Below are 11,484 nucleotides of genomic sequence, written 5' to 3'. Positions count from 1 at the left end.
CGAGCTCGTCGAGCTGCTGCCCCCGGTAGACCTCGGTCAGCAGCTCCCGCTGGCGGGCGAGGGCGGCCGTCAGCCGGGCCACGCGGTCGCCGGCGAGGGCGTTCGACAGGTGCGCCGTGATCGCGCCGAACGACACGTCGGCCGGCACGGCGATCAGCGGGACGTCGTGCTCGCGGCAGGCGACGACGAGGTCGTCCGGCACGGAGCCCAGCAGCCCCTCGCCGGCGAGCAGAGCGCTGGCACCCGAGTCCGCGACCGCGGCGACGAAGGCCGCGCTGTCCTGGGCGTCCCGACGCCAGACCAGACCGGTCAGCACCAGCTGGTCGCGCGAGATGTAGCGGCGCGGATCGAGGAGATCGGTCGTGAAGATGCCGTCGACCGGCCGCGCGAGCGCCCCGTCGCCGGCGACCAGCACGCGCAGCCGCAGCTGCGGCGCGTCGAGGACGTCCTGCAGCTGCATCAGCTGCCCCGGTAGGTCGAGTAGGCGAAGGGGCTGAGCAGGAGCGGGATGTGGAAGTGCGCCTCCTCGTCGTCGAGGCGGAAGGCGACGACGACCTCGGGGTAGAACGACTCGGTGCCCGAGGCGGCGAACCAGGCGCCGGTGTCGAAGACGACCCGGTGCACCCCGGCGGCCAGGCGCTCCGGCCCGAAGGCCGCCACGCGGCCGTCGTCGTCGGTGCGGGCCTCGGCGAGGCGCTCCCAGCCGGAGCCGACACGGGCGTCAAGAGCCACCGGGACCCCGCGCGCGGGGCGGCCGCGGACGGCGTCGAGCACGTGGGTGGTGACGCGGCTGGCGTGCCCGCTCATCGTGCGGCCTCCGGCCGGACGAGGCGCCCGTCGTCGAGGCCGCGGACGCGCAGCACCGTGATCTCCCGCAGCTGCTCCGCGACGATGCGGGCCTCCGTCTCGTCGTCGAGCCCGAGCCTCCGCTCCAGCTCCGCGACGACCTCGGCCCGGTCGCGGCCGGCCGCGCGGAGGAGGAACACGCGCCCGAACCGCTCCTCGTAGGCGCGGTTGCCGGCCAGCAGCCGCCGGGTCAGCTCCTCGTCGCCCGTGCGGCTCGCCGCCTGCTCCGCGGCCGAGAACGCGGAGGAGCGCCCCGCGCCCGCGTGCCGCTCGCCGATCCGGGGGTGGTCGGCCAGCGCCGCCTCCACCTCCTCCTCGGTGAGCGTGCGCGCGGCCCGCTCGGCCGCGTCGGCGAGCGCGTCGGCCGACGGGTAGGGCGCGCCGGAGGCGACCTCGTCGGCCCAGCGGGGGACGGCGAGGCACGCGAGCAGCACGTCGCGGGCGGTCTCGGATCGGGTGTCGGTCATGCGGTCTCCTTCGTCCGGCGGAGCAGGGGCTCGGCCTGCGGCACGATGGTCGGATGGATCTGGTCGGGAGTCGGGACCTCGTCGGGCTGGTGCTCGCGGCGGGTGCGGGGCGCCGGGCGGGCGGCCCGAAGGCGCTGCGGTGCGACGCGGCGGGAGTTCCCTGGGTGGAGCGAGCCGTCGAGAGGCTCCGCGCGGTGGGCTGCGAGCGGGTGCTCGTGGTCCTGGGCGCGGAGGCCGGACGGGCGCGCCTCCTGGTGCCGCCGTCCGCGGACGTGGTCGTCGCGGCGGAGTGGGAGAGCGGCCTCTCGGCGTCGCTCCGCGCGGGTCTCGCCGCGGCCGAGGGCGTCGCCGCGCTGGTCGCCCTGGTCGACCTGCCCGAGGAGCCGCCGAGCGTGGGGACCCGGCTGCTCGCGGAGGCGCCGGTCGCGCCGGACGTGCTCGCCCGCGCGGTCTTCCGCGGTCGGCCCGGTCATCCGGTGCTGCTGGGACGGGACCACTGGCCGGAGCTCCTGGCCGGCGTGCACGGCGACTCCGGCGCGCGCGGCCTGCTCCGCGCGAGGGGCGCGCGCGGGGTCGAGTGCGGCGATCTGTGGTCGGGAGCGGACCGCGACGGGCCGGACTGAGCGGCTCACGCCAGGTCCGCGTCGTCGAGGGCGGCGGCCAGCGCCCGCCAGGCCAGGGTCGCGCAGACGGAGCGGACGGGGTTGCCCGCCACCGCGAGCAGCGCCTGCTCCTCGCCGGCGAGTGCACCCTCCCGGTGCGCCATCGCCGCGAGGAACGCGTCGATCCGCTCCCGTACCGCCGGCGCCGGCAGCCCGTCGAGACCGTCCACGAGCAGCGACGCGGATCCCCGTGAGACCTCGCACCCCCGCCCGCTCCAGGCGAGGCGCACCTGCTCGACGCCGCCGTCGACGCGCAGCTCGATCCGGTCGCCGCAGGTGGGGGTGATCAGCTCGGCCCGGCCGAGGGCCGGAGTCGGGTCGGCCTGCCCGACGGGGTCCTTGGCGTGCGCACGGATCAGCTCCGCCGCCTCGCTCACGGCCGGTCCTCCAGCTCGGCGAGCTCAGCGTAGGCCGTGCTGATCCCGGCGATCCGCTCGCGCGACTCCCTCGGGGACGCGCCGAGCACTCCGGATGCCACGAGCGCGACCGCGCTCATCGCCGCCGCGTAGCTGTCCAGCGCCGTGCCGCTGTCGACCGGGCACTCCAGCCAGACCGCCGCGTGCTCCGCGTAGCGCCGGGCGGGCGGATCCGCGAGGAGCACCACGGACACCTCGCGCGCGGCGAGCGTCCCGATCAGGGCGGCGAAGGAGGCGGGGCGGCGGCGGAAGCCGACCAGCACCACGACGTCCTCGGCTCCGAGCCCCTCGAGCTCCTCACCGAGCGACTGGCCGGGCTGCGGGGCGATCCGGACGCGTCCGCGCGCCTGGGCGAGCTGCTGGCGCAGGTGCAGCGCCACCGGGTAGCTGTTGCGCAGTCCGATCACGACGACCTCGCGCGCTCCCGCGATCAGCCGCACCGCCTCCTCCAGCCGCCCGTCGCCGAACGCGGCGGCCAGCCGGGCCAGGTTCGCCCGCTCGCTCTCGAGGTGCGCGGCGAGCGGATCCCCCTGCCCCTGCGCGGGACCGACCGGCACACCGGAGGACCGCAGTGCCCGGGCGTGCTCGCGCACCTCCTGCGAGTTCGAGAACCCCAGGCGGCGGAACAGCCGCGAGACCGTGGCCTTGGACACTCCGCTGTGCTGGGCGAGCTCGGTCGCCGTGTAGACGGCCAGGTCGCCGAGGTGGTCGAGGATGAAGTCGGCCGCCCGCTGCTCCTGCCGCGACAGCGCGGCGTAGCCGGCATCGATGCGGTGACCGATGCTCGTCGAGGGGGCCGGGGCGGGGGTCACGCGGTCGGCGTCCCGTCGGCGAGCGCCAGCACGGCCGCCTCGAACGCGTCGAGCGCGGTCGCGACGTCGGCCTCGGTCACGTTCTCGTCCGGGTGGTGGCTGACGCCGCCCTCGCAGCGGAGGAAGAGCATCGCGTACTCGGCGAGGTCGGCGACCGCCATCGCGTCGTGGCCGGCCTTGGAGAACAGCACCATCGGCTCCGCGTCCACGGTCGCGCGGATGCCCGCCCGCACGACGTCCTGCAGCCGAGAGGAGGCGACGACCGCGGGGGCCGAATGGGTCTCCTCCACCGTCAGCGCGAGACGGCGGCGCGACGCCGACTCCGACATCGCGTGCTCGATGGCGTCCCACGCCGTGTCGCGCTGGGCGTCGGTCTCGGCGCGGAGGTCGAGGCTGAACTCGACCCGGCCGGGGATGACGTTGACCGCGCCCGGGAAGGTCTCGAGCCGGCCGACCGTGGCGATCACGCCCTGCTCCCGCGCGATGCGCTCCACCGCGAGCACGGCCTCGGCCGCCCCGGTGAGCGCGTCGCGGCGGCGGTCGAGCGGAACTCCGCCCGCGTGCCCGGCCTTGCCGGTGAGGGTGAGTGCGAAGCGGCGGGCGCCCGCTATCGAGGAGACCACGGCGAGGGCGCGGTCAGCCTCCTCCAGGTAGGGGCCCTGCTCGATGTGCGCCTCGAGGTAGGCGAGAACGTCCTGCGCGTCGCGCGCGGCGGTGCGGATGCGCGAGGGGTCCAGCCCGAACTCGTGGAACGCCTCGACGAGCGTCGTCCCGTCGGCGTCCTCGAGCTCCCACCAGTGCTCGTCCCAGGTGCCGGCGAGGGCGCGGGAGCCGAGGAGCGCTGTGCCGAAGCGGGTGCCCTCCTCGTCGCCGAACGCGACGACCTCGACGGCGAACGGCAGGCGCCGGCCCGCCCCCTGCAGGCGCGACACCACGGCGATCGCGAGCATCACGCCGAGGATCCCGTCGTAGCGGCCCGCGTCGGGGACCGTGTCGAGGTGGGAGCCGAGCAGGAGCGCCGGGAGTCCCGGAGTCGCGCCCTCGTAGCGGCCGCACTGGTTGCCGGCCGCGTCCTGCCAGGTGCGCATGCCGGCCTCGGTCATCCAGCGCGCGGCCATCGCGTTCACCCGGGCGTGCTCGGGCGAGAGGTAGACCCGCTCGATGCCGTCGCGGCTGGAGGAGACCGCGGCGAGCTCGTCGCAGCGGGCCATGATCGCGGCGGCGTCGAGGGCGGTCGCGGCGGTGGCGGCGGTGGGCGCGGTCGTGGTGGCGGGGTCCGTGGTGGTGCCGGTCATGCGCGTGCCGCCCCGTAGACCTCGTAGGCCCCCGCGACTCCGCCGCCCACCGGCACGGAGGCGCCCGCGCGGCGCAGCACCGCCTCCAGCGCCGCCAGGGTGGTCAGCACCGCGTCCGTCCGGGCGTTGTAGCCCATCGTGCCGATGCGCCAGACCTTCCCGTGCAGCGGCCCGAAGGACGTGCCGATCTCGATGCCGAAGTCGGCGAGCATCTCCCCGCGCACCGCGTCACCGTTCACGCCCTGCGGGATGCGCACCGCGACGACGTTCGTCATCTTGTGCCCGACGTCGCCGAACACCTCGAGATCGAGGCCGCGGACTCCGGCGAGCATCGCCGACCCGTGCAGCGCGTGGCGGGCGACCGTCTCGTCCAGGCCCTCCTCGACGACGATGCGGGCGCACTCGCGCGCGCCGTAGAGCATCGTGGTCGCCTCGGTGTGGTGGTTGAGGCGGCGCGGCCCCCAGTAGTCGAAGATCATCCCGAGGTCGAAGTAGTTGGAGCGGACGCGGCGGGCGCTGACAGTGTCGCCCTCGTCGCGGATCCCCGCCTCGATGCTCCTGCGCGACTCGATCACCGCGACGGCCTTCTCCGAGAAGGTGACGGGAGCCGATCCGGACGGGCCGCCCAGGCACTTCTGGAGCCCCGCGGTGACCACGTCGAGCCCGAGCTCGTCGGTCGCGAAGGCGTTGCCCGCGAGGGAGGCGGTGACGTCGGTGTAGAAGAGGGCGCCGTGCTTCTCGCAGAGGGCGCCGAGCTCCTCCAGCGGCTGCGCCATGGTGGTCGACGTGTCGCCGTGGACCACGGCCAGCATCTTCGGCTTCACCCGGGCCAGGGCCTCGGCGATCGCCGAGACGGGGAAGACCTGCCCCCACTCGGCCTCGATCACGTGCACCTCCGCGCCGCAGCGCTCCGCGATCTCCCGGAGGAGGTGCCCGAACCGCCCGAAGACCGGCACGACCACGCGGTCGCCCGGCTCCAGCATCGAGACCAGCGCCGCCTCGATGCCCGCACGGCTCGTGCCGTCGACGAGCATCGTCTTCTCGTTGCGGGTGCGGAACACCTGCCGGTACAGCTCCTGCGTCTCCGTCATCGTCGCCGTCATGAACGGGTCGTACTGCCCGACCAGCTGCGCCGACATCGCACGCAGGACGCGCGGATCCGCGTTGATCGGGCCCGGCCCCATCAGCAGGCGCGGCGGCGGATCGACGGGGAGGAACGGTGCGGGCGCGGTCATGGGCCACCTCTTCACGAGCGGGAGAGAAACAGTCGTTTCACCCGGAGAGCCTATGCGACGGACGTTTCGCCGGTGTTTCGCGGTGTGGCGGGGGTCGTCGGGGAGGGTCGCGAGACGCTGGTCGGCAGGAGGGCCGTGATGGAGGGAAGGGCCTCCGGACGGTGATCGAGGACCGGATCGTCGCCCTCACCTAGGCGTCGATCGCGATCATCTTCGGTGTGGTGTTCATCACTCAGAGCGAGCGGATCTCTGCGCGGGCCCGAGATCAGCTGCGGAAGCACGGGCAACGGGCCCGGCCTTCGGGGCAGTCGCCGTTCCTGACGGCCGCGGGCGGAGCTCTCCTCGTCGTCATCGGCGTCCTCGTGGTCCTGCTGACGGCGACGTCGGTCCTGTGCGGATCGTCCTGATCCGGTTGATCGGAACCGGCTCGACGTCCGCTGGTGCGGCGAGCCTCCTCCACAGGGCCGTCCGGCGAGCGGGTCCTCCCGATCGGACGCACCTGCGGCCCGCGTGTCGGTGGTCACTGGTTCAATACGGGTATGGCGGTCGGGATGCGGCAGGGACTCGAGGAGGTCCGCGCCCTCGGCGACCGCGCGGCGCTGCTCGCCCGCTCGGCGGCTCCGCTCCACCGCGCCTCCGCCGAGGCGCTGCACGAGGCGTACACGGCTGCTCTGCGTCGCCCGGAGGCGTTCGCGCGCGGCGGGTCTCCCGCCGAGTCGCGCGACCTCGTGGAGCGCTCCGTCCGGGCCGAGCTCGCCGTCGCACTCGCCGTGTCCGAGCGTGTGGCCGCGCGCGAGCTCGAGCACGCCCGCCTGCTGGTCGACCACCTGCCCTGCACGCGCGCCGCGCTGGCCGAGGCGCGGTTGCGCTGGGAGGCGGGGCAGATCATCTGCGGAGTCGCGGCCTCCCTGCCGCCGGCCACCCTCCCGGAGTTCGACGAGCGCGCCGCGGGACTGGCCGCCTCGATGACGCCGACCCAGCTGCGGCGACGCCTCGCCCGGCTGCGGGACGAACTCCACGAGAGCCCTCTGGCCGACCGGCACGCCCGCGCTCGGGAGGACCGGTCGGTCCGGGTCTCGCCCGAGCAGGACGGCATGGCCACGCTCTGCGCGACCCTCCCCGCTCGGCAGCGTTCGGTGCGCTCGCGCGGCTCGACCGGATCGCCCGCGCCCTCCGCGGCGGGAGCGGTGCAGCGGAGGAGCGCACGCTCGCGCAGCTGCGGGCCGACGCCCTGGTCGACCTGCTCTGCGACGGCGACGTGTCCGGCACGGCGCCGGGCGACGAGCGTCCGCGCACGTCCGCTCGCGGCATCCGGGCCGAGGTGCGTCTGACCCTCGCCGCGAGCACCGCGGCCGGGCAGGACGAGACACCCGCGGAACTGGACGGCTACGGCCTCATCCCGGCCGGCGTCGCACGCGAGCTCCTCGGAGCCGACTCGGCCGTCACCCCGGTGCTCACCCATCCGAGCACGGGCGCCGTGGTCTCCGTCGGACGCACGCACCGCCTCCCTCCCCCGCGGATGCGCCTCGCCCTCCAGCTGCGCGACCGGACCTGCCGCTTCCCCGGCTGCACCCGGCCCGCGGCGACCGCCGAGGCCGACCACACGCTCGAGTGGCGTCACGGAGGCGCCACCGCCCTCGACAACCTGGCGTCGCTCTGCGTCGCCCACCACCACGTCCGCCACGGCGACCGCTGGACCTACACGCTCCACCCCGACGGATCGGCCGACTGGACCACCCCCACGGGCCGCCGCGTGGTCACCCGTCCACCCGATCCGCCCGCGCCGCCAGCCCCGCCGCGGCGCAGGCCGAGCTTCAGCGATGCGCCGCCCCGTTCTGACGGCGGAAGGAGCCGCGCTCCTGCGGGCATGCTCCAGCGCGTGCTCCAGCGGGCGTGCTCGTGCACGCCCGCTCGCGCCGCGCGGGTCCGATCCACCGGCCTGTCTCAGCCGAGGGCCGAGCCGTGGAAGACGGTCGTCCGACGCGCCCGCCGACGAACCGGTCGACCGAGCCCGCACTCGCTGCACCCGGGCTCGTTCCACCCTCCGGGCTCGGCGCCCCTGCTCACCGCTGAGATCGCACTCGAGGACAGCGGTCAGCGCAGCGACTCGGCCACGACGGCGCAGCTTCCGCCTCGGATCCACGACGAGGGACGGAGGGACGGAGGGACGGAGGGACGGAGGGACGGAGGGAGAGAAAAAGAAAGAGAAAGAGAAAGAGAAAGAGAAAGAGAGAGGCGGCGAGCGGGAGAGCGGGTCACGGCGTCCGCCTCGATTCACGACGAGGGAGAGAACGAGCTCCGGGCGTGGCCCCCCCCTCAGAGCGTGCCGACCAGCTCCAGCAGCGCGAGATCCGACCCCCGCGGTCCCACCAGGCAGAGCCCCACCGGAGCGCCGCCGACACTCAATCGCGGCACCGACAGCGCCGGATACCCGCCGATCCCGGCGACGCAGGTCAGGCCGAGCGTCGCCGTCCGCGCCGCGTCGATCGCCTCGGCCGACGCATCGAGGGCCGGCGCCACCGACGACGTCGACGGCAGGAGGAGCACCCGCCCCTCGAGCGCACGGTCGAGCGCCTCCCGGAACCCCGCGACCCGCGCCCGCGCGGCCGTCTCCTCCTGCTCGTCGACGAGCGAGGCCGCGTCGAAGCGCGCCTGCACGTCCGCCGCCAGCACTCCCGGATGCGCCGCGACCCACGAGCCGCTCGACCGCCACGCCTCCGCCGCCTGCACGAGCCGGAACGCCTCGAGCATCTCCGCCACGGGCGGCAGCTCGACCTCGTCGGCGCTCATCCTCTCGACGGCCGATCGGAACGCCGCCCGGACGGCCGCGTCCACTCCGGCCAGCAGTGCCGGCGCCACCGCGAGACTCCGCACCGGCGGGCCGGACGGCAGGCAGACCTCGGCCACCCGCCTCAGCGTGCCGAGGTCCCGCGTCAGCCACCCGACGGTGTCGAAGCTCGGCGCCAGCGGCAGCAGCCCCTCGACGGGCACTGCACCGTGGGTCGTCCTCAGCCCCCACAGGCCCTGGTAGGAGGCGGGTACCCGGATCGATCCCGCGGTGTCGGTCGCCAGCCCGACGGCGGCCTGCCCGAGCGACACGGCGGTCGCCGGTCCGCTCGACGATCCGCCCGGGATCGCTCCGGGCACGGCCGGATTGGGCGGCGTCCCGTAGCCGGAGTTCCGGCCGGCGATGCTGTACGCGAACTCATCGGTCTGAGCGATCCCGCGCACCGACGCTCCCGCTGCGAGCAGCTGCGCGACGGCCGGAGCGCTCGCCGCCTCGATCGGCGCGGAAGCGAGGCGGGCCGGCACTCCCGCGCCGATCCGCTGGCCCTCGATCGCGAAGAGGTCCTTGACCGCGACGTCCAGTCCGTCGAGGGTCCCGGAGCCGGCGGCCGGCACGAGCGGCGCGCCGACGGCGCGCCAGACGCGGGGGTCCAGCGCGGGCGAGGGCGCCTGCACCTGCGCGGCACGCACCCTCCAGGTCCCGCCCTCGCGCGACCACAGCTGCGTGACGAGCCCGCGCCCGCCACGGGCCGGAGCGTTCACGCTGACCACGAGCGCCGTGTCCGCATCGACCGCCCGCACGTGCAGCTCGACCAGCTCCCGCACCGGCGCCCCGCCGCGACGACCCCGGAAGCCGGTGATGACCGCGTGGCCGACGAGCAGTCCGGAGGCGTCGCCCCGGAGCGTCGTCGGCGCGTCCACGAACGCGTCGGCGAGCGCCGCGACGTCGTCAGCCCCGAGCGCCGCCTCGTACGCCAGGACCGCGTCCACCAGCCCGTCCGGCAGGTCGCCCTCGAGCGTCGTCACCCGCGGGTCAGTCATCGAAGTCGGCCGTCCGGACGCGGGCGTGCACGCCCTTCACCAGGTCGACGACCTGCGAGATGTCGAAGTCGGTCGCCGCGCTGAGGTAGGCGTAGGCGTGAGCCGGGTCCATCCCGTAGCGGGCCGCCAGCAGCGCGATGGCCGCGCGGACGCACTTCTGCACGGCGACGTCCAGGTCCTCGTCCATCCCGGTGGGCACGAGGAACTCGCCGGTCTCCCCCATCGGCCCGAGCAGCTCCCCGAACGCCGCGATCGCCTCGGCACGCGGGACGACCTCCAGGCACACCCGGACGCGCAGGCTCGCCTCCATCGCCGTCAGCGCCACCTCGCCGTCGCCCTGCGCGAAGTGGGGATCGCCGACGTACGCGAGCGCGCCCGGGACCTGCACGGGAAGGTAGAGGCTGGTTCCGGCGGTCAGCAGTGCGATGTCGATGTTGCCCCCGTGCGCACCGGGCGGCACGGAGTGCGGGCGCTCCTCCCCTGCGACGGCGACGCCCATGATCCCGAGGAACGGCCGGAGCGGGAACCGGGCGGCCCGCTCTCCTCCCGGCACCAGCGGGATGACGCCGCGGAGACCGCCCTGCGCGTCCTCATCGACGCGCGCGAAGACGCTGAACGGCCCCTCCTGCAGCGGGTACTCGCCCGGCAGCGCCCCGCGGCCGTGCCGGTTCGAGACGACTCCGTACGGCACGCGCGGCTCGGCCTCGAGGAGGGTCATCCGGAGCAGGTCCCCCGGCAGCGCTCCCCGGACGGCGATCGGCCCCGTGACCACGTGCGGCCCGTCCGTCTCGCCGTCGCGGAACGGCCCGTCCGCGGCGAGCGCGACCGCGTCGCGCAGCACCCCCTCCGGAGCGACTCCGTGGCGGCCGAAGAAGGCGACCGGATCGCGGCCCTGGTCCTCCAGCACGCCCTCGTGGCTGAGCGTGTCGATGACGACCTCGGCCCCCGAGTCGACGGTGAGCACGGGGGCGTCCGCCGCGCACGGCAGGCGCCCCCACAGCACCGAACCCGGCTCGGCCGGCAGGTAGTCCACCCCCGGCGGCACTCCCTCACCGGGCTGCACCGCCCACTCCGTCCACCGCATGCGCGTCCGCCTCCCGCGCGGCCCGTCCGCGCCGTCCGACCCTAACCGCGCCGTGTTTCGAGCATGTGCACGCGTGTGCCACGATTCTCCAGACCCGCCCCCGACGACAGGACTCCTGTGCTCCGACGCCTGCGCACCCGCTCCGAGGGCGCGACCCTCGGCCTGATGCTCGCCCTCACCTTCTCGACCGGCATCATCGACGCCGTCGGGTACCTCGGGCTCGACCGCGTCTTCGCCGGCAACATGACCGGCAACGTCGTCATCCTCGGCATGGCCCTCTCCGGCGCGGCCGACCTGCCCGTGGTCGGCCCCCTGATCGCGCTGGGCGCCTTCATGATCGGCGCCGTGGTCGGCGGCCGGGTGCTCCGCCCGGTGAAGAAGGGCTGGACCTCGCGCTCGACCTGGCTCTTCGCGGTGGTCGGCATCCTGCTCGGCGTCCTGGCGATCGTGCTCGCGGTCGTGCCCGAGCACCCCGAGCCGCTCGCCTTCACCGTCACCGGCGTGCTGGGCGGGGCGATGGGCCTCCAGGCAGCGACCGCCCGCCACCTCGCCGTCAAGGACGTCACGACGGTCGTCGTCACCTCGACGATCACGGGCCTCGCTGCGGACTCCCGCCTGGCGGGTGGCTCCGGTCAGCCGTGGTTCCGCCGCGCGGCCGCGATCGTCCTGATCGCCGCGGGTGCCGGAGTCGGCGCGCTCGCCCTGCTGGTCGGACTCTGGCTCGGCCTGGCGATCGCCGCCGTCATCACGCTCGTCGCGACGCTGCTGGGCGAGCTCGTCGTCCACTCCCGGTACGCTCCGGCGCCCGCCGACGCCGCCGCCTGAGGCGGCGCCTTCCG

At 75.2% G+C, this 11,484-nt stretch carries 12 protein-coding genes; 3 read left to right on the top strand and 9 right to left on the bottom strand.

What is annotated here, in order from left to right; genetic code table 11:
* The 3 genes from C5C82_RS00910 to uraD form a co-directional block, all read right to left on the bottom strand.
* Positions 1 to 460, bottom strand: a 460-nt coding sequence (locus C5C82_RS00910) for a PucR family transcriptional regulator ligand-binding domain-containing protein (RefSeq protein ID WP_181134388.1), incomplete at its 3' end; no start/stop codon positions are given.
* Positions 460 to 807 carry a hydroxyisourate hydrolase gene (gene uraH / locus C5C82_RS00905; protein ID WP_104223494.1) on the bottom strand — a complete coding sequence of 116 codons (348 nt, stop codon included), beginning with the start codon at positions 805 to 807 and terminating at the stop codon, positions 460 to 462. The genes C5C82_RS00910 and uraH, both read right to left, overlap by 1 nt.
* Positions 804 to 1,313, bottom strand: coding sequence for a 2-oxo-4-hydroxy-4-carboxy-5-ureidoimidazoline decarboxylase (uraD, locus tag C5C82_RS00900; protein WP_104354472.1), 510 nt, complete (start codon positions 1,311 to 1,313; stop codon positions 804 to 806). The genes uraH and uraD overlap by 4 nt, the downstream gene beginning before the upstream one ends.
* 53 nt (positions 1,314 to 1,366) lie before the next feature.
* Between uraD and C5C82_RS00895 the strand changes: the two genes are divergently transcribed.
* Positions 1,367 to 1,936: an NTP transferase domain-containing protein gene (locus C5C82_RS00895; protein WP_104354471.1), complete on the top strand. Its 570-nt coding sequence runs from the start codon at positions 1,367 to 1,369 to the stop codon at positions 1,934 to 1,936.
* Positions 1,937 to 1,941: 5 nt separating this feature from the next.
* Here C5C82_RS00895 and C5C82_RS00890 read toward each other — a convergent pair whose 3' ends face one another.
* The 4 genes from C5C82_RS00890 to C5C82_RS00875 are packed head-to-tail and all read right to left on the bottom strand — an operon-like array spanning position 1,942 to position 5,733.
* Positions 1,942 to 2,352 carry an iron-sulfur cluster assembly scaffold protein gene (locus C5C82_RS00890; protein ID WP_104354470.1) on the bottom strand — a complete coding sequence of 137 codons (411 nt, stop codon included), beginning with the start codon at positions 2,350 to 2,352 and terminating at the stop codon, positions 1,942 to 1,944.
* Positions 2,349 to 3,203, bottom strand: coding sequence for a MurR/RpiR family transcriptional regulator (locus C5C82_RS00885; RefSeq protein ID WP_219814807.1), 855 nt, complete (start codon positions 3,201 to 3,203; stop codon positions 2,349 to 2,351). The genes C5C82_RS00890 and C5C82_RS00885 overlap by 4 nt, the downstream gene beginning before the upstream one ends.
* The gene (locus C5C82_RS00880; protein WP_104354469.1) at positions 3,200 to 4,498 is read right to left on the bottom strand and encodes an allantoate amidohydrolase; all 1,299 of its coding nucleotides are present in this window, start codon (positions 4,496 to 4,498) and stop codon (positions 3,200 to 3,202) included. Before C5C82_RS00880 ends, C5C82_RS00885 begins: the two co-directional genes overlap by 4 nt.
* Complete coding sequence (locus tag C5C82_RS00875; protein ID WP_258065877.1) at positions 4,495 to 5,733, bottom strand: alanine--glyoxylate aminotransferase family protein; 1,239 nt, start codon at positions 5,731 to 5,733, stop codon at positions 4,495 to 4,497. Before C5C82_RS00875 ends, C5C82_RS00880 begins: the two co-directional genes overlap by 4 nt.
* A gap of 551 nt (positions 5,734 to 6,284) precedes the next feature.
* On the opposite strand from C5C82_RS00875, the gene C5C82_RS00865 reads away from it, so the two are divergent.
* Positions 6,285 to 7,064 (top strand): DUF222 domain-containing protein, encoded by a 780-nt coding sequence (locus C5C82_RS00865; RefSeq protein ID WP_181134387.1) that lies wholly within the window; start codon positions 6,285 to 6,287, stop codon positions 7,062 to 7,064.
* Positions 7,065 to 8,049: 985 nt separating this feature from the next.
* On the opposite strand, the gene C5C82_RS00860 is transcribed toward C5C82_RS00865, so the two are convergent.
* Together C5C82_RS00860 and C5C82_RS00855 are read right to left on the bottom strand one after the other, a co-directional pair.
* Entirely contained in the window at positions 8,050 to 9,561 is a 1,512-nt protein-coding gene (locus C5C82_RS00860) for an AtzH-like domain-containing protein (RefSeq protein WP_104354467.1), read from the bottom strand.
* Positions 9,554 to 10,645 (bottom strand): acetamidase/formamidase family protein, encoded by a 1,092-nt coding sequence (locus tag C5C82_RS00855; protein ID WP_104354466.1) that lies wholly within the window; start codon positions 10,643 to 10,645, stop codon positions 9,554 to 9,556. Before C5C82_RS00855 ends, C5C82_RS00860 begins: the two co-directional genes overlap by 8 nt.
* 117 nt (positions 10,646 to 10,762) lie before the next feature.
* On the opposite strand from C5C82_RS00855, the gene C5C82_RS00850 reads away from it, so the two are divergent.
* On the top strand, positions 10,763 to 11,470 hold the full coding sequence (locus tag C5C82_RS00850) for a YoaK family protein (protein WP_308471847.1): 708 nt from the start codon (positions 10,763 to 10,765) through the stop codon (positions 11,468 to 11,470).
* Positions 11,471 to 11,484 lie beyond the last annotated feature (14 nt).

This window comes from Rathayibacter sp. AY1D5 (assembly GCF_002932515.1).
Classification (GTDB): domain Bacteria; phylum Actinomycetota; class Actinomycetes; order Actinomycetales; family Microbacteriaceae; genus Rathayibacter.
The sequence above is the reverse complement of the archived record's forward strand: the minus strand, read 5'-3'. Positions and strand labels throughout refer to the sequence as shown.

Bases quoted from the DNA above. Each gene is read 5' to 3' on its own strand.
- C5C82_RS00895 (WP_104354471.1), top strand. From the start codon at position 1,367: ATGGATCTGGTCGGGAGTCGGGACCTCGTCGGGCTGGTGCTCGCGGCG.
- C5C82_RS00880 (WP_104354469.1), bottom strand. From the start codon at position 4,498: ATGACCGGCACCACCACGGACCCCGCCACCACGACCGCGCCCACCGCC.
- C5C82_RS00860 (WP_104354467.1), bottom strand. From the start codon at position 9,561: ATGACTGACCCGCGGGTGACGACGCTCGAGGGCGACCTGCCGGACGGG.
- uraD (WP_104354472.1), bottom strand. From the start codon at position 1,313: ATGACCGACACCCGATCCGAGACCGCCCGCGACGTGCTGCTCGCGTGC.
- C5C82_RS00875 (WP_258065877.1), bottom strand. From the start codon at position 5,733: ATGACCGCGCCCGCACCGTTCCTCCCCGTCGATCCGCCGCCGCGCCTG.
- C5C82_RS00865 (WP_181134387.1), top strand. From the start codon at position 6,285: ATGCGGCAGGGACTCGAGGAGGTCCGCGCCCTCGGCGACCGCGCGGCG.
- C5C82_RS00855 (WP_104354466.1), bottom strand. From the start codon at position 10,645: ATGCGGTGGACGGAGTGGGCGGTGCAGCCCGGTGAGGGAGTGCCGCCG.
- uraH (WP_104223494.1), bottom strand. From the start codon at position 807: ATGAGCGGGCACGCCAGCCGCGTCACCACCCACGTGCTCGACGCCGTC.